16 protein-coding genes are annotated in these 19,899 nt (G+C 61.0%); all 16 read right to left on the bottom strand.

From position 1 onward, the window contains the following. Positions 1-39: 39 nt before the first annotated feature. Positions 40-1,122, bottom strand: coding sequence for an ATP-binding protein (locus GJE22_RS07425; protein WP_144688641.1), 1,083 nt, complete (start codon positions 1,120-1,122; stop codon positions 40-42). 3 nt (positions 1,123-1,125) lie between these two features. After that, positions 1,126-2,679 carry a ribonuclease Y gene (gene rny, locus GJE22_RS07420; protein WP_087185612.1) on the bottom strand — a complete coding sequence of 518 codons (1,554 nt, stop codon included), beginning with the start codon at positions 2,677-2,679 and terminating at the stop codon, positions 1,126-1,128. Between the two features lie 243 nt (positions 2,680-2,922). Continuing rightward, a complete protein-coding gene (locus tag GJE22_RS07415) occupies positions 2,923-3,540 on the bottom strand; it encodes a regulatory protein RecX (RefSeq protein WP_235895855.1) in 618 nt (205 codons plus the stop codon). A gap of 72 nt (positions 3,541-3,612) precedes the next feature. Then, positions 3,613-4,719 carry a recombinase RecA gene (gene recA, locus GJE22_RS07410; RefSeq protein ID WP_144688643.1) on the bottom strand — a complete coding sequence of 369 codons (1,107 nt, stop codon included), beginning with the start codon at positions 4,717-4,719 and terminating at the stop codon, positions 3,613-3,615. Between the two features lie 387 nt (positions 4,720-5,106). Beyond that, a complete protein-coding gene (locus GJE22_RS07405; RefSeq protein WP_144688644.1) occupies positions 5,107-5,667 on the bottom strand; it encodes a CinA family protein in 561 nt (186 codons plus the stop codon). Between the two features lie 2 nt (positions 5,668-5,669). Beyond that, positions 5,670-6,290: a CDP-diacylglycerol--glycerol-3-phosphate 3-phosphatidyltransferase gene (gene pgsA / locus GJE22_RS07400; RefSeq protein ID WP_022349566.1), complete on the bottom strand. Its 621-nt coding sequence runs from the start codon at positions 6,288-6,290 to the stop codon at positions 5,670-5,672. A gap of 10 nt (positions 6,291-6,300) precedes the next feature. Next, positions 6,301-7,653: a 30S ribosomal protein S12 methylthiotransferase RimO gene (gene rimO / locus GJE22_RS07395; protein WP_144688645.1), complete on the bottom strand. Its 1,353-nt coding sequence runs from the start codon at positions 7,651-7,653 to the stop codon at positions 6,301-6,303. A gap of 128 nt (positions 7,654-7,781) precedes the next feature. Further along, positions 7,782-8,279 carry a YajQ family cyclic di-GMP-binding protein gene (locus GJE22_RS07390; protein ID WP_019128285.1) on the bottom strand — a complete coding sequence of 166 codons (498 nt, stop codon included), beginning with the start codon at positions 8,277-8,279 and terminating at the stop codon, positions 7,782-7,784. A gap of 50 nt (positions 8,280-8,329) precedes the next feature. Continuing rightward, positions 8,330-9,748 carry a helix-turn-helix domain-containing protein gene (locus tag GJE22_RS07385; RefSeq protein ID WP_144688646.1) on the bottom strand — a complete coding sequence of 473 codons (1,419 nt, stop codon included), beginning with the start codon at positions 9,746-9,748 and terminating at the stop codon, positions 8,330-8,332. Beyond that, complete coding sequence (locus GJE22_RS07380; RefSeq protein WP_235896449.1) at positions 9,748-12,072, bottom strand: DNA translocase FtsK; 2,325 nt, start codon at positions 12,070-12,072, stop codon at positions 9,748-9,750. Before GJE22_RS07380 ends, GJE22_RS07385 begins: the two co-directional genes overlap by 1 nt. A 427-nt stretch (positions 12,073-12,499) precedes the next feature. Then, the gene (locus GJE22_RS07375) at positions 12,500-14,167 is read right to left on the bottom strand and encodes a ribonuclease J (protein ID WP_019128282.1); all 1,668 of its coding nucleotides are present in this window, start codon (positions 14,165-14,167) and stop codon (positions 12,500-12,502) included. Positions 14,168-14,786: 619 nt separating this feature from the next. Beyond that, positions 14,787-16,997: a polyribonucleotide nucleotidyltransferase gene (locus tag GJE22_RS07365; protein ID WP_154324145.1), complete on the bottom strand. Its 2,211-nt coding sequence runs from the start codon at positions 16,995-16,997 to the stop codon at positions 14,787-14,789. A 129-nt stretch (positions 16,998-17,126) separates the two neighbouring features. Continuing rightward, positions 17,127-17,405, bottom strand: a complete 279-nt coding sequence (rpsO, locus tag GJE22_RS07360; RefSeq protein WP_019128280.1) for a 30S ribosomal protein S15 — start codon at positions 17,403-17,405, stop codon at positions 17,127-17,129. A 258-nt stretch (positions 17,406-17,663) separates the two neighbouring features. After that, positions 17,664-18,422, bottom strand: coding sequence for a DNA repair protein RecO (gene recO, locus GJE22_RS07355; protein WP_035101331.1), 759 nt, complete (start codon positions 18,420-18,422; stop codon positions 17,664-17,666). Positions 18,423-18,453: 31 nt separating this feature from the next. Next, positions 18,454-19,440: a GTPase Era gene (era, locus tag GJE22_RS07350; protein ID WP_144688648.1), complete on the bottom strand. Its 987-nt coding sequence runs from the start codon at positions 19,438-19,440 to the stop codon at positions 18,454-18,456. Positions 19,441-19,513: 73 nt separating this feature from the next. Further along, positions 19,514-19,891 carry a diacylglycerol kinase family protein gene (locus GJE22_RS07345; RefSeq protein WP_144688649.1) on the bottom strand — a complete coding sequence of 126 codons (378 nt, stop codon included), beginning with the start codon at positions 19,889-19,891 and terminating at the stop codon, positions 19,514-19,516. Positions 19,892-19,899 lie beyond the last annotated feature (8 nt).

The raw sequence follows: 19,899 nt of genomic DNA, 5'->3' as shown, positions 1-19,899 counted from the left end.
GAGCAGCAAGAAAATGATTCGGGCCATTCTCGGACCCGGTCATTCGCCCTTCTGGATATCGAATGTGACCGTAATCGAATCACGTGAAACCCTGACTCGAGGCTCTCGACTGAGCGAAAGATAGTAGCGCGCGGCGATGCCCTCGAAGTCGCGCTCGAGAACGCGCGAGAACTCATCGAGATCATCTTGGGCGATCTTAAGACCGCGGCGATCGCGGGATAGATCAATGGGAGCGGGCGCCTTGCGTTCGGAACGCATGCGGAGCAGACGAGAGGTCACGCTTCGCAACGGCTTGATCTGACCGCTCAGAATACGGTGAGCAGTGCGCTCGGACATCTCAAGCCCTATAGAGCGAGCGATGCGCATCAGATCGGCGGCATCGGCCGCACAGCCCAACCGCTCGCAAACCGGGAGCTCGGCTTCATCGTCAATGAAGAGCATCTTGGAGGCATCAAGCGATGAGGTTGCCTGATCGTAGAGCGTCGCAGCGATCTCTGCAGGACTGCCGAGATAGACATCGCATCCATGCTGTTCTTCCAAGGCGAACTCGCAGACCGTGCGAATGATGTTATGCGGGCCTTTCGAGCAAACCCACACACCTTCCTCGTTACGCGAAGCTTTAGGCCAGCTCGACTGGTCGGCACGCTCGGGTAGTCGCTCGGTATCCACAACGACGCGCATAGAGGATCCGAGACCGGGCGCAGACGCCACAACGCACGCCTCGTCGGTGTTTTCGCGGATGGAATACAGGGCCATGCCACGACCGTGCACGCCCCAGCGGTCCATCTTCATGCTCTCGAGCTTAGAAGTCACGCGAGCATCGAAGATGCGCTCGTGCATGTCCTGGGGCACGCCGGAGCCGTTATCAAGAAAGAGGAGGGTCCTGACACCCCCCTCTTTCGATGTGGCAACATACATGCTGGTAGCACGTGCGTCGCGCGCATTGCGCAGCATTTCGATAACGATATCCTCGACATGCTGGATATCGTGCTTAGCCTGCCGGCGCTCAGCCTCAGCAACGCGCAGCCGAACAAATCCCTCGCCAAGGTTCTCCTCAACGCGAAGGTTGCCCTCGCCCGTCATGGACGCGATGAACGAGATGAGTTGCTGAGCGTCTGCCATACGCTACTTCGCGATATCCATCGCACGGCTCTCGCGGATCACGACGACGCGCACCTGACCGGGATATTCCATTTCTTCCTCGATCTGGCGAGCGATATCGTGGGCGAGCACCGTAGCCTGGGCATCAGAGATCTTCTCAGGCTGAACCATGACATGGACCTCGCGACCAGCCTGCATGGCGAAGGTACGCTCGACGCCATCGTGGGCGTTGGCAATCTCCTCAAGCTTCTCAAGACGCTTCACGTAGCTCTCGAACGACTCGCGACGGGCACCGGGACGCGAAGCAGAAACGGCGTCGGCAGCCATCACAAGCATGTCGAGCACCGTGTTCGGCTCGACATCAGCGTGATGCGCCTCGATAGCATGAACGATCTCGGGCTTCTCACCGTAGCGACGTGCCAGGTCGGCACCGATGACGGCATGGGGCCCATCAACCTCATGATCGATGGCCTTACCAAGGTCGTGCAAGAGGCCAGCTCGACGCGCGGGCACGGAGTCAAGGCCGAGCTCTGAGGCCATGATGCCAGCAAGCTCAGCGACTTCGATGGAATGGTTGAGAACATTCTGGCCGAACGAGGTGCGGTACCTCAGGGCACCGAGCGTCTTCACAAGCTCGGGATGAAGGTCATGGAACCCGGTATCGAATGCAGCCTGCTCGCCAGCCTCGCGCACGCGCTGCTGCACGAGCTCAGATGCCTTCTTGTACATCTCCTCGATACGAGCAGGGTGGATACGCCCATCCGCAATGAGGTTCTCGAGCGCAACGCGGGCGGTCTCGCGACGGACGGGGTCGAAGCTCGAAAGCACGACGGTCTCGGGGGTGTCATCGATAACGAGGTTGACACCAGAAACCTGCTCGAAGGTGCGGATGTTGCGCCCTTCACGGCCGATGATGCGGCCCTTGAGATCATCCGAGGGAATGTGAACGGAGGTCACGGTAACCTCCGCGGTATGATCGGCGGCGCAGCGCTGGATGGCAGTAGAAAGAATCCGCTGGGCGGTCTTTTGGCACTCGGCCTTCACCTGCTGCTCGGAATCGCGAATAATGGTCGCCGCCTCGTGGGTAACCTCACCGCGGACCTTATCGAGAAGCTCACGGTGCGCGTCGTCTCGTGTGAGCTCAGAGATGCGCTCGAGCTCTTCGGTCTGCTTGGCATAGAGATCCTCGAGCTCACGGCTGCGCTTCTCCACTTGCCCGGCCTGGCTGGAAAGCTGGTGCTCGCGCTTGTCGAGCGCATCGTTTCTCCGGTCAAGCGATTCCTCGCGCTGCATGATGCGGTTCTCGAGCGTGCGAAGCTCGCGCTTGCGCTGCTTTTCCTCCGCCTCTGCAGCTTGTTTGTTCTGGATAATCTCTTCTTTTGCCTCGAGAAGAGCTTCCTTCTTCAAGGTCTCTGCCTGTCGCTGCGCCTCGCCGATCACCTGGTCCGCCTCAGCGCGCGCCGATTCGATTCGGGAATCCGCTTCGCGAAGGCTGCCGTTCTTGGCGTTGCGCATGGCGATGACGGCGATGACGGCGCCTACGGCGAGGCCAACGACAATGCCGATGACAATCTCCATGCTCACTCCTCTAACTAAAAAAGCAACTCATTGATGGCGCATGGCTGCGCCCGACATTTGCGAGGTATGAACACCCAATATGAAGTTGTGTATGTAACACAAATGAACTCATCTACGATGAGTGTGCATCACAAGACAAATGACAGATTCATCCTACGTTTTAAGTCAAAAACTGTCAATTCTACACAGCACCAGCTGCGACTTTACGAAGGAATTACACGACCCTTGAGCACCAAGCCTTTATCAGGCATCGTTGTCGATCCGCTCGCGCGCGGCCCGGGCTGCGACATCGTATGAAAAACCCTTTCCCACCAGATGACGAACAAGCTTCTCGAATGCGCGCGTTTCGGGAACCGATTTTCGCTGCAAAAGCTGACGCGCTCGTTCTGCATCGTCTTCCGCGGAGAAGAATGCTTCGGGATAGCCGGGTAAGGCCCTTGGATCTACCCCGCGCCGCTTAAGCTCGAGCTCAATCTTACGACGACCCCAGCCTCGACGAAGACGCTCGTCTATGAATGAAGCCATAAATCGCGCATCATCGAGAAACTTGAGGTCCAGGGCTCGCTCGATTGCAGCGTCGATAGAGGTCACGCGAAAACCGTGCTGCTGGAGCTTTGAGCGAACTTCATGACTCGAATGCTCGCGCCTCGACTGCATCTCAGTAAGGGCAGTGAAGCAGACGCGACTCTCGAGCTCCATAAGAGCGTCCATCGCCGAGCGATACGTGCACGGCAGATCTGGCAGGGCCTTCTCATACAAGCGAGCCACACGAGGAGGAACCCACCCACTGCGCACATCGCCGTTTTCGAGCGAGAAGCGAACCTCAGCACGCGGGCGGCGATATGGCAGGGCCCCGCCCATGCCGGCGGAGCCCTTTGGTGGCAAAGCTATATCAATCTCAACGACGTTCTCGGACATGATGAAACGAGAAGGCTAGAGCGTATCGTTCGCGGCAGAAACGTCATCGCCCAAGATGACGGCGTCCCCCGTGGTCTCGTCTGAAAGCTCGAGCCCGCATGCCACACGAACGCGATGCTCGATCTCATCGCAAAGGTCGGGGTTGGTGCGCAGGAACTCCTTCGCAGCCTCGCGACCTTGGCCCAGCCGCTCGGATTCGTAGGTATACCAGGCGCCGGACTTCTTCACGATGTCGTAGTCGACGCCCATATCGAGTATCGAGCCCTCTTTTGAAATGCCGGTGCCGTACATGATGTCGAATTCGGCGGTACGGAAGGGAGCTGCAACCTTGTTCTTTACCACCTTGCAACGCACACGGTTGCCCACGACCTCATCTTTAACCTTGATACTCTCGATACGGCGGATGTCGATTCGCACGGACGAGAAGAATTTAAGCGCCCTACCGCCGGTCGTCGTCTCGGGGTTACCGAACATGACGCCGATCTTCTCGCGCAGCTGGTTGATGAAGATGCAGGTGGTCTTTGATTTTGAGAGCGATCCCGCAAGCTTGCGCAGCGCCTGACTCATAAGCCGGGCCTGGAGGCCAACCGAGGAATCTCCAATCTCGCCCTCAATCTCGGCACGAGGAACAAGGGCAGCGACAGAGTCAACGACGACGGCGTCGATGGCGCCGGAACGCACCAGCATGTCGCAGATCTCGAGCGCCTGCTCGCCGGTATCGGGTTGGGAGATGAGCACCTCATCGATATCGACGCCGATGCGCGCCGCATAGGTCGGGTCGAGCGCGTGCTCGGCATCGATGAACGCAACAACACCGCCCGCAGCCTGGGCCTCTGCAAGGATCTCGAGCGAAAGCGTCGTCTTACCTGACGACTCCGGGCCATAGATCTCGATAATGCGCCCCCGCGGAACGCCGCCGATGCCGAGTGCGGCATCCAAGGACAGCGCGCCCGTTGGGATGACCTCAATCTCAAGCTCGGGCCCACCGTCACCATATTTCATGATCGAGCCCTTGCCGAACTTCTTCTCAATCTCGGCCTTCGTAAGCTCCACCATCTTATCGCGCTCTTCGCCGAACGTGCGCTCATGCACCTGACGAACGGGCCCGCTGTTCTTAGCCATAGGTACTCCTCCTCTGATCCGGCTTCCATACTACGCGAACAGCTGTTCGCGGTCAAGCGATACCAACATCCTATCGGGCATATCTGAACAGATTTCCTCGATATCTGACAAATCGCTGAACGTAATCCGGAAAAACCTGAACACAACGTTCGTCGAGGAGCTACGCACGAGCAAGGGAACAGAAGATGCCTGCTCAATGGGGCCAAGCAGACAGCTGGGAGCTATTGCCGGCGCGTATGGCATACGCAACCGCCACAGCCGCAATGGCGCCCAACCGCGAAAACCGCGCCAAATGCACATGGCCAGCGCGTACATATGGCTGCGTTTCGTGCCAGTAACACGCGGAGGCAAGAACCGACTACCAAGATGAATTGAACAGCAAAAAGGCTACGCGTCAAAGAAGGAGAACGACACCGTGCCGCTAGCCTGAAGCTCATGAGCTGCAGACAGGAGGCATTCGCAAGCTCTGCGGCATGCCGCGGCACGCACGTCGTCGCGGTCGCCCTCGAAGTGGCATCGTTCAGCGCGTGACCCATCGCGTGATGCGATCCCGATATAGACCGTCCCAACGGGGTCTTCGGCAGTGCCGCCTCCAGGGCCGGCGAAGCCGGTGATGCTCACCGCGAGGCTGGAACCGAACACATGGCGCGCACCCTCAGCCATCTGGCAGGCGCAGGCGAACGAAACGGCCCCCACGGAATCGAGGACTTCCTGACTCACCCCGAGCAGGTCATGCTTGACCTCGTTTACGTAGGTCACAGCCCCGCCGCGCAGCACATCCGAGGCGCCGGGCACACCGGCAATGGTCGAAGCGACCATGCCCGCGGTGCAAGACTCAGCCGTAGCAACGGTTACAGAGCAATCTGAGCACAAGGCGACAAGCTCCTGGGCAAGCTGGAGCGCGTGGACGCGGTGGTCTGCGGCGCGTCCTTCATACCGAGCGCCCATCATTAGACCCTAAACACGATGTCGCGAGCATTCCAGATGTACTGGATTCCCGAAACGACCGTCAGCACGACCGCGGCGACCATGAGCGCCTGCGAAATGCCGAGGATCCAAACGGTAAGATCGCCCATTCCCAACGCCTCGAGCGCGAAGGCGACGTAGAAGCCGCAAAGCGAGACCATCGTGACAGCCGTCTTCGCCTTGCCGAGGCTATCGGCAGCGATAACCTCGCCGGCAGCGCTCGCGACCATGCGCAGCGCGCTCACCAAGAACTCACGGAGCAGGATGATGAACACGACCCAAACGTTCACGTATCCCTGATCGAGCAGCAAGAGCAGCGCAGAGAAGACGAGGAGCTTGTCGGCGATGGGGTCGAGAAATTTACCGAAGTCGGTGATCTCGTTGCGCTTGCGGGCAAGCGAACCGTCAAGCTTATCGGTAAGGCTCAGCAAGATGTAGAGCACGCACGCCCCGATAGCGAAGGCCGGATGCGTGAGCGCGCCCATCGCATCGCGCGAGAGAACAGCCAACAGCATGAAAACAGGAATGAAGCAGATGCGAACAGACGTAATGACGTTCGCAGGCGTCCATATGCTCGTAAGCTCGCCTTGCTCGTTTCGGGCCATCGAATTACCCCTAACCAATCACATGACCAATCAGCTCGTAGCAGAAGCTGTCCGTAAACTCTACGGTTACAATATCACCAACGGCGGCCTCCGTCGCGTCCAAGTGCACGGCTCCATCGGAATCCGGAGCCTGGAACCAAGCATGGCCTATGAGTTCAGGCCCTTCGTCCGTTTCCTCGATGCCGTCGACGATCACCTCGGCCGTCTCCCCCACATGCGAAGCGGTGGCTGCGAAACCGAGAGACTCCGCCAGATCGATGGCAGCCTGCGTACGCTCAAGCTTCTCGTCTTCGTCGAGTTGCCCCTCCATGCGCGCGGCACGGGTTCCGTCTTCCGGAGAGAATGCGAAGACGCTTGTGTAATCAAACCCCGTACGGTCCATAAAGGCAAGCATCTGCTCGTGGTCGTCAAGCGTTTCGCCCGGGAAACCAACAAGATACGTCGTCCGGATGATCATGCCGGGAATCTCGCGACGAAGACGCTCGAAGAGGGCATCGAGCTCCGCTTCGGAACCGCTGCGGTTCATCGCCGACAAGACGCGGGCGCTGCAATGCTGAACAGGAATATCGATATAGGGCAGAACCTCAGGCGTATCGCGGATGGCTGCGATGAGCTCGTCCGTCATCCCCTCGGGCTGCAGGTAGAGAACGCGAATCCATACGCGTTCAGGACGCACCGCACCCGCAACGGCAACAAGCAGCTGGGCAAGGTTGTGCGGCCCCTCCCCTTCCTGAGGAAGGTCTTCGCCCCAGATACCCGTATCCTGGCCGATGAGCACGATTTCGCGAACGCCGGAATCGACGAGGTCTCGCACCTCGGCGAGAATGCGCTCGGCAGGACGCGAATGGTAGCGGCCGCGAATATAGGGAATAGCGCAGAAGCTGCAGAACCGGTCGCAGCCGTCGGAAATCTTCACGTACGCGACGGACCCCTCGACGGTGCGCTTGACATCGGGAACGAAAGCGGGAGCCGAGCGACCTACGCCCAAAAGGCGATCGACAACGGCAACGATGCCGTCCTCTTCATCCGTGCGCACGAAGGCAGCAACCTCGGGCAGCTCACCAGGGAGGTCGTCGCCGTAACGGGAGGGCACGCAGCCGCACATGACGATGGGAACAGAACGAACGCCGTCCGCAACTTCCTCGGCCAGCGCGAGCGTCGCCTCGATGCTCTCCTCCGTTGCTGAGGCCAAAAAGGAGCAGGTGTTAACGATGGCGAGATCCGCCTCAGAAACATCGTATGCAACCTCATAGCCAGCCGCGAGAAGCAATGAGCGCATACGATCGGTATCGACCTCGTTCTTAGCACAACCGAGCGTGATGTAGTAAACGGAACCGAATGCGTCTTCGAACTGCTGGGACATGGCAACCTTTCAATCGTGAGCTATCCCCGTTTGTGCCGGTCCGACGCTCTATAGAAGGAGCGGATTCCTAGAGCGCGAAAGCGGATGGACGGCTCGCCCGTCCGCTACCTGCGTGGACCGTGGCTAGGCTAGCGGTAGTTGGTGAACTGAAGCGGCTGGCCGTAGTCTTGATCTCGCAGGAACGCGATAACCTCCTGAAGGGTATCTTTGGAAGCGGAGCTCACGCGCAGCTTATCGGACTCGATAACGACCTTGCACTTGAGCTTGAGCGCCTTGATATCCTTGTTGATCTTCTTGGCGGTATCCTGGTCGATGCCGTCGATGATGCGGCCGAGGACGCGCACCGTGCCGCCCGAGGCAGCGACGGGAGCGTCCCAGCGTACCGCCTTGATGTCGACGCCGCGCTTGATCAGCTTGGAATTGAGGACATCAGTGATCTGCCGAGCAACGAAATCAGCCGGCGCCGAAATGGTAATCGTCCTCTCGGGCTTGGAGAGCGCGACCTCAGATCCGGAATCCTTGAGATCGTAGCGCTGCGAAATCTCGCGGACCGTCTGCTGGTAGGCGTTATCGACCTCCTGCATGTCGACCTGGGAGACAACGTCGAAACTTGAATCCTTTGCCATGAATCCTCCTTAACGGCAAGAACGGGTAATGAACGGAGCTGAGCTATACGCTATTGCGACGCCGAGGCGCTTGACGAGTCTCCGGTGTCGGAACCATCAGTCGAAGCGGCGGTCGCCGGAGTCTGAGGCGCGGTGATGGTGACCTTTGCAACGCCAGCAGTCCTTGTATCCCAGGAAACGGACTCACCGTTGTTGGTAACCGTGACATCCGCAGGGCTGCTCACCGTGATCTCGATGGATTGCTCGACGGTAAACTCCTGGCTGAAGGGACCGACGACATTATCGGCGAACACGGAGGAGCCGTCGAGCTTCACCTCAACCCAGGAGGTGCCCCCATCTTCCACGCTCACCGCCACTACCGTCTGCTCAGGAACCCCGGTCGTAGCCGCTTGGGTATCGGCGGTGTTAGCCTGCGTCTCGGGCGAGGTCGCATCCGTTGCGGAATCGGGAGTTGCGGCATTCGAAGTTGCCTGATTGGTCACCTGCGTCGTCGTCGACTCAGGCTGGGTATCGCCGGTGTTTGCCGAGCAGCTCCGCATTGCAAGGAACACCACGAGAACGATCAGCAACAGCACGACGGCGAGCACGCCGATGACCAAACGAGGGTCCATGCCATTGAAGGCAAGAGCACCCCGGCCCCTTGAAGACGGGCGCGCACCCCGTACAGGAGCTCCGCCCTGCCTTCTCGCTCCCGAGCCGTATGATGTACGGCGGCGGGCGGGCCCATCGCCGTAACCGCCGTGACCACCCATGCGCGCATCACGCAACGGCGCCGAGCCACGAGGTTGCATGGAGCGCGCAGGACCGGATCCTCGGTAACCAGATTGCCCATATGAGGAGCCTCGGGGTGCGAGTGAGCGCGTACGCGACGAATCGCCATACGCCGGTCGCTGCGACGTACGAGGCTGGTACGCGCCCCTGCCAGAAGGCCGCCCTGTTCCCTGGGCCCCAGAGCCATAGGCGGAAGAGCTCCCACCGCGTCCATAACCACCGGAAGGTGCACCCTGACCGGCGCGCGGAAGAGAACGCTGCCGATAGGGATTACGCGAGACGCGGATGGGTTCGTGCCCAGAGTTCGCCTCCGAAACATACCCCGCCTGGGGAGGTCGCTGCGCGAAGCGGGAACCACCATCCAGCGCCATGAACCTCCCCGTGGGGTTTTCTGATCGCGCGCTCACGAAACCGGCAGCATCTTGAAAGTGGCCTCCCGAACGCGAGGTCTCGCGCTCGTACCGGTCGAGCTCATCGAAATACGCCCCCACGACGGTTCGCGGGTTCAAGCCCAAGAAGCGCGCATAACTCGAAATCATGCCCTGTGCATACCCGCGGGGCGGCATAGACGAGAAGTCGCCCTTCTCGAAAAACTCGATGATCTGAGGGCGAATCTTGATGGTATTAGCCACCTGCTGAATAGAGAGACCCATCTGGCGGCGCCGGTTAAGCAGCATGTCTCCGAACTGGGATGGCATCAGTAGCCTCCTAACCCATCGTCATCAGACATACGAGCTTCAAGGGCCTGAAGCTCGGCGAGCTCTTCCTCGTTGAGAAGAACCTCGCGAGGCTTCGATCCATCAGGCGGACCGACCACGCCCTTTTCCTCGAGCATGTCCATGATGCGGCCGGCGCGAGCATAGCCCACCTTGAGACGACGCTGCAAACCCGACGTCGATCCAAGGCGAGAATCAACAACGATGCGAGCGGCCTCCCAGATGAGCGGGTCGTCGTCAGAGTGGCCGGAAGAAGCGCCTCCACCGCCCGAAAGCGTAGCGGGCACCACAGCCGAAAGGATCTCTTCGTGGTATTCGGCCTCGCCCTGCTCCTTAACGAACTCGGTGACGGCAGCGATCTCCTCATCCGAGACGAAGCAGCCCTGGATGCGCTTCGGCTTGCCCCAATCGACCTTGCTGAAGAGCATATCGCCGTAGCCGGTGAGCTTCTCGGCACCGACCTGGTCGATGATCACACGCGAGTCGATACCCGTGGCCACGTTGAATGCGATGCGGTTGGTGATGTTTGCCTTGATGAGGCCCGTCACCACGTTTGAGCTGGGGCGCTGGGTAGCCACGATGAGGTGGATACCGGCAGCGCGACCGAGCTGGGCGATACGCACAATCGAGGCCTCGACGTCCTTGCCCGCGACCATCATGAGGTCGGAGAGCTCGTCGATGATGATGACGAGGTAGGGCATCTTAGCCGGCGGGTTGTCGTAGTGATCGAAGGCGCCCGAGGCCTGCTTCTCGTTGAAGGTCGATATCTTTCGCACGCCCACGCGCTCGAAGATCTTGAGTCGGCGCTCCATCTCGGACACAGCCCATTGCAGTGCACTCGCAGCCTGCTTGGGTTCGGTGACGACGGGTACGTAGAGGTGCGGCAGGCCGTTGTATCCAGCAAGCTCGACGCGCTTCGGGTCGACCATGATGAGGCGCACGTCCTCGGGATAGGTACGCATGAGGAGCGCCATCACGATCGAGTTGATCATGACGGACTTGCCAGAACCAGTGGTACCCGCGATGAGGAGGTGGGGCATCTTGGCGAGGTCAGCCACGATAGGCGACCCTTCAGCATCGCGACCGATGGCGAGCTCGAGCGGGCCGCCCTGCACGTAGGGCAGGACATCTCCCAAGTTCACATTCTGGCGCTTGCGGTTTGGAATCTCGATGCCCACGAGCGAGGTACCTGGGATGGGCGCGAAGATGCGCACGGACTGCGCCGCGAGCGAAAGGGCGATATCGTCCTCGAGGCTCGAGATACGACTTACGCGCTCGCCCTCGCCGGGCTGCACCTTGAACGTCGTGACCGTAGGACCGCTGATCCAGCCCACAACCTGCGAGTGGAGGTTAAACTCCTGCAGGGTCGACTGGAGCGACTCAGCCGTCTGGCGAAGCTCTTTATCAGAAGAGGCCGACGAAGCGGAATGGGGATTATGGCGAAGCATCGACAACGGCGGCAGCTTGCGCTCCCCATCGTCATCCTGAGGATCGGTATCAGCGCGCGCAGGCTCAGCAGCGGCCGCGACGGAAGCTGTGCCAGCACCCGACGAAGCGCCTTCACCTGTAGAGGACGCGCGCGGGTGCAGCAGGAAATCGGGAATGGGAGGCTGCGTTTCCCTGCCCTCGGCAGGAGAGGTAACGGCCTGAGCCGCCGCGGATACCCCCGTCTCGGCAGAAAGGTCGAAGAGAGGCTCATCGGAGCGATCGTCCCCCGACTCAAGGATTTCGGTCATACCTGCAAGGGAATAGGGATCGTCCACCGCTGAAGATGCGGCAGAAGCGTTCCCCGCAACTGCGTGCTCAGCAGACACGTGCTTATCCTCAATGGGAATAAGGCGCGTTTTGGCGGCCTCGGCTTTAAGCTGCTCCGAAACATCGACGAAGGGGTCCTCGTCAGGATCGTCCGGATCATCTGTGATGAGCGTCGTATTCGCGCGATCACCGATATAGGTGGTCTTCGCCGTGCCATCCTCATCGAAAAGCTTCTGTTGGCGACCAGCGGGCGCACCCTTTGGATTAGATTCGCGAACGGGAACCTCGGCATAGGGGTCGTCGCCCCATGGGCGCTCGTTGACCTCGACATGGCGGCGCGCTCGAAAGCCCTCGACGCGCTCGCGCACCGCGCTCGCAAAGCTCGAGATGGAAAAGCCTATGAGCACGGCGCCGGCAAGTGCGATGCCAACGAGCACGACCCCGGCGATGGGCTTACCGAGCGCGCCAGCAAGCACCGACGAAACCGCGAAGCCGACGTATCCGCCCGTAGCGGAAAGGCCCGCCTCGCTCACGGTAACGCCAAGCACCATGGGGTCGGGAAGCCCGACCAAGGCGATGAACGAGATAACCGCAACGAAGATGAGGAGCGCGCCGAGCGCGGTCTTCATCTTGAAGACTCCCTCGTCGCGGACGAAGACGAGCGCGGATACGAACAGGAGCGCAAGCGGCAAGACATAGCCACCCAGGCCGAAGCCTAGGTGATAGAAGCCGGCCACGGCCGCCGCAACCGGGGCGGTCGTGGGAGCAATCACCGCGATGAAGGACGCAACGGCAAAAACCGCCAGGACGACTCCCGAGATATCGCGCGCCGTGCCGCCCGTGAAAAGCGGCTCGGGAACGGGCTCGGGAGCTGCCTGCGCGTTCGCACGAAGCTTAGCCGCACCCTGCTTGGAAGCGGCCTTGCGCGATGCGCCCTTCTTCTGAGCGTTCTTCGATGTCGTCTGCCGAGACGCCACGCTAGACCTCCATGACCACGGGGATGATCATGGGACGCGTACGCGTACGGTTCCAGATGAAGTTGGACAGCGAGTCGCGGACCGCCTTGCGGAGCGCGCCCGTACCGTTACTCGTGTAATCGAAGGAGCCCTTATCGATCGCCTTCATGATGGAAGCAGAGGCATCGGAGCTGAACTCGTCATCGATGGTAAAGGACACGCCGCGGCTCGAGAACTCGATCGCGTCGATGCGCTTGCGCTTCATCGAGACGATGGCCACGACGGTCACCATGCCGTCGTTGGCAAGCTTCTGGCGGTCGCGGAGCACGATGGGATCGGTATCGCCGATGCGCAGGCCGTCGACGTACACGATGCCGCTCTCCACCTGCGGGCCGATCTTGACCTCGCCGCCGCGCATCTCGAGCGTGTCGCCGTTATCCACCACGAAGATGTGGTCGTCGCGCATGCCCATCTGGCGAGCGAGGTTGGCGTGCGCCCGAAGGTGCACCGCCTCGCCGTGGACGGGCATGAAGTAGCTCGGCTTGGCCATGGCGAGCATGAGCTTGAGCTCTTCCTGGCTACCGTGGCCAGAAACGTGCACGAGCCGGGTGGATTTGTCCACAACGGTGCACCCGAGCTTCGCCAGGCTGTTGATAACCTGCTGGACCGCCTTTTCGTTGCCGGGAACCGGCGTGGCGGAGATGATCACGGTGTCGCCGGAGTGGATGGAAAGCGTCTTGTGCTCCCCGTTCGCCATACGGGAGAGCGCGGAAAGCGGCTCGCCCTGGGAGCCCGTGCACATGACGACGATCTGGTCGTCAGGAATGCCGTTGAGCTCGTAGGCATCGAGGATGTCCTTCTCGTCGATGTTGAGGTACCCGAGCTCGCGCGCCACGCGCGTGTTGGTGAGCATGGAGCGGCCCGTCACAACGATCTTGCGCCCGCACTTCTTGGCAGCATCGCAAATCTGCTGCAAACGGTGGATATGGCTCGAGAACGAGGCAACGAACACGCGGCCCTTCGCGTTCTTGATGACCTCATTGAGCGTGGGGCCCACCGCCGCTTCGGACGGGGTGAACCCGGGGCGGTTGGCGTTGGTCGAGTCGGACATCAGAAGATCGATGCCCTGCTTAGCGAATTTGGTGATGGCAGCGTAGTTGGGCGTGACCCCGTCGATCGGTGTCTGATCGAGCTTGAAGTCGCCCGTATGCATGACCGTGCCCTGCGGCGACTTGATGTAGACGCCGAGCGCGCCGGGAATGGAGTGGGTCATCGAGAAGAAATCGATGGAGATGTTTCCCAGGTTCACATGGCTACCATCATGCACCTCGCGGAACTTCGGCGTCTTGATGCGAAACTCTGCAAGCTTGCCCTCGATGAAGCCGAGCGTGAGCTTGCTCGAGAAAATGGGCACCTTGTTGTTGAGGTCCTGCAGAAGATACGGAAGCGCACCCGTATGGTCCTCGTGACCGTGGGTCACGACGATACCGCGCAGCTTATCCTCGTTTTCCAGAACATAGGTGTAATCAGGCAGCACCAGGTCGATACCGGGCTGGGAGTCATCGGGGAACATGAGGCCGGCGTCGATGAGCACCATATCCGGGCCGCACTCGATGGCGGTCATATTCTTGCCGATTCCATCAAGACCACCCAAGGGAATGATGCGAAGGGGCGGATTCTTTTTTGCCATGAGCTCTATAAGCTCCTTTCATATCGCGTCTATAACAAAAACACGCGGGTCACCCCGCGATTACGTACACCATATCGGCACATAGGTGATGTTATTGTATCCATTCCCCACTCAATCGAGACCCGCTCCCCCGCACCCCACAGGAATAGCAGAGCGCGCTCCGCTCCATAGCCATTTAGGAATACCCCCGAAACAGATCGCACCTATACCTGCCAGACAATCCTGGTCGAAGCCGAGCGAGCGAAGCGACGCCCGAAAAGGTAAAGAGGCACTTGGCGCTTAAAAATACCCCGGTCAACGCCGGGCGAGCGAAGCGATGCCCGATACGACAAAAAGCCCCTCACCGCAACGAGCCTCTTCCCGACGCCGGTCGAGCGAAGCGATGCCCGCCCCCACAACGAGCCCGCCTCCGACCCGTGCACCTCCCACGCCGAGCGAGCGAAGCGATGCTCGTATCCGACAAAGGGCCCCCTCCATGCCGAACCCTTCCCCAAGCAACCCCGAAACGCAGGGCGCCCCGGTTTCCTCCTGAGCGATTCCGCAGCAATTCGGCATCGCCGAATTGCGAGGACCAGCGAAGGAGGAAACCGGGGCGCCCGATGGGAGCAGAACGGGTTACTTACTCGTGGTGCCGCCGCGGCGTGCGCTGCCCGTTATCGCCGGGTCGGCGCCGCGGACGCTCAGAGCGGTCGCGGGATTCGCGACGAGGACGGCCCTCCCCCGCCGCGTGCGCGGGAGCCTCGGGCTTATCAAGACGATCGAGCGAGATCTTGCCCTTCTCGTCCACCTCGATAACCTTGACCTTAACCTCGTCACCAACGTTGAGAACGTCTTCGACCTTGTTCACGCGACCCTGCGCCACGCGGCTGATGTGCAGGAGGCCGTCTTTGCCGGGCAGCAGGTTCACGAACGCGCCGAACTCCTTGATGGAGACCACGCGACCGGTGTACTCCTCGCCCACCTCGGGCACCTTGACGATGAGCTGAATGCGCTCGATGGCCTGATCGACCGACTCGCCCACGCCGCCAACGTAGACGGTGCCGTCCTCATGGACGTCAACCGAGGCTCCAGTCTCATCCTGGATGCCGCGGATGGTCTCGCCGCCCTTGCCGATGACGTCGCGGATGTTATCGACCGGAATCGTGATCGAGGTGATGCGCGGAGCAGTCGGGCGCGTCTCGGAAGCGGGCCCGGGGATGACCTCAAGCATCTTGCCAAGGATGAACGCGCGACCTTCTTTGGCCTGCTGGAGCGCCTGCTTCAGAATCTCGAAGGTGAGGCCGGTGGCCTTGTTGTCCATCTGGAGCGCCGTGATACCGCGCTCGGTACCGGTCACCTTGAAGTCCATGTCGCCGAGGAAGTCCTCGATGCCCTGGATATCGGAGAGGACGACGGTCTTGCCCTCCTCCTGGATAAGGCCCATGGCGATACCGGACACGGGGCGCTTGATGGGCACGCCGCCATCCATAAGCGCAAGGCAGCTCGCGCAGGTGGACGCCATCGAGGAGGAACCGTTGGACTCCATGACCTCGGAGACCACGCGAATGGCATAGGGGAACTCGTTCTCGTCCGGAAGCACCGGCAACAGCGCGCGCTCAGCGAGGTTGCCGTGGCCGATCTCGCGACGCTTAGGGCTGCCGATGCGGCCGGTCTCGCCCGTGCAGAAGGGCGGGAAGTTGTACTGATGCATATAGCGCTTGCCGTCGACAGGCTCGATGGTGTCGAGGCGCTGGGCCTCGTTGAGCATGCCGAGCGAGAGCACGGAGAGCACCTGGGTCTGGCCGCGCTGGAAGAGGCCGGAGCCATGTACGAGCGGCAGGTAGGAATCCTTCACCATGATCGGGCGAATCTCGTTGGCCGCACGCCCGTCCACGCGCTCAGCGGTCTCGACGACCATGGTGCGCATGGCCTTCTTCTCGAGCGCCTTGAGGTTCACCGGAATCTCACGCTCCCACAGGAGCTGCTCCTCCTCGGTGAACTCCGCCTTGATGGCATCCTTCAGGGCCTCGACCTTGGCGATACGGCTCTGCTTGTCAGCGTCCGCGAGGGCGGCGTACATCTCGTCATAGTGGGTGAAGATGCGCTCCTGCACCTCGGGCACCGGCTCGTCGAGCGGGTACTCCTTCGGCACGATGGGACCGTTTGCGCGCTCCCACTCCTCAACGAACTCGAGCTGGGCGTCACAGAACGCGCCGATGGCCTCCTGGCCGAACTCCATGGCGGCGAGCATGTCGTCCTCGGTGACCTCCTCGGCGCCGGCCTCCACCATGGAGATGAAATCGCGGGTGCCGGCAAGCTCGAGGTCGAGGTCGGAGTTCTCGCGCTCCTCATAGGTGGGGTTCACGATGAACTCGCCCGTCTCCTTATTGCGGCCGATGCGCACGCAGGCGAGCGGGCCCTCGAAGGGCACGCCACCAAGGGTGAGCGAGAGCGAAGCGCCCATGGTGCAAATGACATCGATGGGATTCACCTGGTCGGCCACAAGCGAGGTGGCAACGATCTGCACCTCGTTGCGGAAGCCGTCCGGGAAGCTCGGGCGGATGGGACGGTCGATCATGCGCGCGGTGAGGGTGGCCTTCTCGGTGGGACGGCCCTCGCGCTTGAGGTAGCCGCCCGGGATGCGGCCGGCAGCGTAGAGCTTCTCATTGAAGTCGACGGTGAGCGGGAAGAAATCGTAGTTCTTGCGCTCCTTGGAGACCACAACGGTCACGAGCGCGGTCGTGTCACCCTGCTTGACGAGGGTGGCGCCGGTAGCCTGCTTGGCAAGCTCACCGGATTCGAGCGTATAGGTCTTGCCATACAGCTCGAAGGTCTTGCTGACGAGAGTCATCTTTCTCCTTCATCTCCGCACGCCCCATTGCGTACGGGCTTCTTCGGGCCGGCATTGCGCCAGCGGTGTAGAGCCGAGATTTCGGCCCCTACATGAAAAGGAGCGCCGAAGCGCTCCTGCATGTACGACTTACTGAATGTTGTCGCGGATGCCGAGCTTCGCGATGAGCTCACGGTACTCGACGATGTCGTTCTTCTTGATGTAGGAAAGAAGACGACGACGGCGACCAACGATCATGAGCAGGCCGCGGCGGGTGTGGAAGTCCTTCGGGTGGGACTTCATGTGCTCGGTGAGCTCGCGGATGCGCTCGGTCGCGATGGCAACCTGAACCTTGGGGTTGCCGGTGTCCTGCGCGTTCTTGCCGAACTCGGCGGTGAGCTCCGCCTTGCGCTCCTTGGAGATGGTCATCTCTTCACCTTTCTTCCGGGCGGATCGCTCCGCCGCACATTCGCCTCGTGCTGGGTGGACGCCGGTGGAGCGCGCCACTAAGCTCGAGGTACCAACGGGCGATATACTACCACATCGCATGCCGGGGCGCCGCTACGCCTTTTGGCGGCATCACGGTATGCGCACAGTCTGCCATGCCCAGCTTCCCTCATCCATAATCGCTCTCCCAGCGAAAGGCGAATCAGATTCGCTCGCCATACCCTATCGCCCGGCAGAACTCTACACGCCGAGAAGAAACTCGAGCGCTCGCAGCCGACAGTCAAGATGCGTCGCTGCCCAAATATGGGCGAACGCAAGGAGCAGAGCAGCCGTAGGGGCATCGCACGGCGCCGCCGCAAGCTCATCGAAACGAAGCGAGATGAGCGATTGCAGCCACCCCACCGTGACGGCATCAAGCTCCTCCGCGCCGGGCACGTTACGGGCGCAGGAAGCGCACAGGAGGCCGCCGGCAGTTGCAGAGAAATACGTTACCGCCGGGTCGCCACATGCCACGCAGGCAGACCAATCTGGACGATAACCCAAATGGGAAAGGAGCTTAAACACGTACGCTGCAACGATGAGATCGAGATGAGCACCATCGAGCACACCGCACGAGCCTCCGAGCACCTGTTCCGCGCGAAGGGTGATCTGGTAGACGAACGGGTCCTCAGCGTCTTCGAAGCAGCATGCTTTCGCGACATCGGCAAGCGCGCTTGCAGCCGAGAGAAGCTCGTAGCTTGGTGCGGCACCGAGCGTCGCCTCGACGAGCGTCGCCTCAGCGACGACGTCGAGCGACCTGCCGTGGGCGAGCAGCAAGTCGACCTTGCAGCCAAGCTCGCAGCGCGCCGCCAACCGACTTCCCGGCTTTCGCGCGCCCTTGCCCACGGCGCGCAGCTGGCGCCCGTTCTCGGCAAGAAGCGTGAAGATAAGATCCGTCTCACGCAGCTTCGTCTTATCGAGCACGATTGCCAAAGTCCGATATGTCCTGCCGCCCGCCATGCGCACTCAGCTCCAGCCGCTTGCTTCGTCGCTATTCGTCGGCGGCGTAACCGAGTCGGCGAATCTCGCGGGCATCCTCGCGCCAATTCGGCTTGACGCGCACCTCGAGCTCAAGGAAGACCTTGCAGCCGAAGATTCGCTCGAGGTCGCGGCGGGCATCGATTCCGACATGTTTGAGCATCTCGCCCTTCTTGCCGATGATGATGCCCTTCTGCCCCTCCCGCTCGACGTAGATGACTGCATGAACATGGAGAACGCCGCGGCGCCGCTCCATGGAATCGCAGATGACCCCCACGGAATGCGGCACCTCTTCGCGCGTGCGCATCAAGAGCTTCTCGCGCACGAACTCAGCGACGATCGTATCGTCCGAAGCATCGGTAGACATGGTATCGGGGAACCATTTGGGGCCCTCGGGAAGATAGCTCGCGACCAAGTCGATGAAGGAGTCGACGTTGAACCGCTCGGTAGCGGAAAGCACGATCACGTCGTCGAACTCGCAGAGCTCGCGAGCCGCAGAGATCTGCTCGAGCACGCGCTCGGGCGAGGCGAGGTCGGCTTTAGTGAGTACGAGAATGCGCTTCGCAGGGCTCTTGGCAACGCGCTCTGCAACCCATGCGTCGCCGCGGCCGATGGGCTGCGACGCGTCAATGAGGAAGCACAGCACATCAACGTCTCCGAGCTCGGCGAGCGCGCTTTTGTTGAGCTCGCTTCCCAGGGAGTCATGCGGCTTATGGAGGCCCGGGGTATCAACGAAGACGATCTGGACCCCCTCGCGCCTGACCACCCCGCGCATACGGCGCCGCGTAGTCTGGGCAACCGGTGAGGTGATGGCCATCTTCGTGCCCATGCAGGCATTCATAAGAGTCGACTTGCCGGCGTTCGGGCGGCCTACCAGCGCAACAAAGCCGCTGCGAAAACCATCCTCGCTGGCAAAACCGTCGGGCTCGCTGCCAAGGTCGCTTACCATCGCATCGAGCTCGTCGTCGGTCATCCCCTCGAACGGATCGAATTCATCCATATCCACACTTCCATTCTCAAATTAGACATAGCCGAACGAGCCTGCGCAACCTCTGTTGCGAGCCCGCCCATCCTTACAGCATACCGAGAGCGCGCGCGAAGACGATGATCCCCACCACGGCCGCCGTGATGGAAAGCGTGAAGACGCTCGCCGCCGCGATGTCCTTAGCGCGTTTAGCGAGCGGATGAAGATCCTGCGTGGCAAGGTCGACGATCGCCTCAATCGAGGTATTCACCAGCTCGGCAAAAAGCACCAGTCCGATACAGAGCAGCACCAGCACCCACGAGAGTGCGTCGATCTTGAGCACCACGCCCGCGACGATGGCAAGCACGCCAACGAGAAGCTGGACCTTGATGTTGCGCTCCGTTGCCACCGCGGTACGAAAGCCCTCGATGGCATAGCCGAAGGAGCGAATAAACGTTGGGTGTTCGCGATTGCTACCAGGTATCACGTCAACCT

Source organism: Enorma shizhengliae (genome assembly GCF_009676995.1).
Lineage (GTDB): Bacteria > Actinomycetota > Coriobacteriia > Coriobacteriales > Coriobacteriaceae > Enorma > Enorma massiliensis.
The sequence above is the reverse complement of the archived record's forward strand: the minus strand, read 5'-3'. Positions and strand labels throughout refer to the sequence as shown.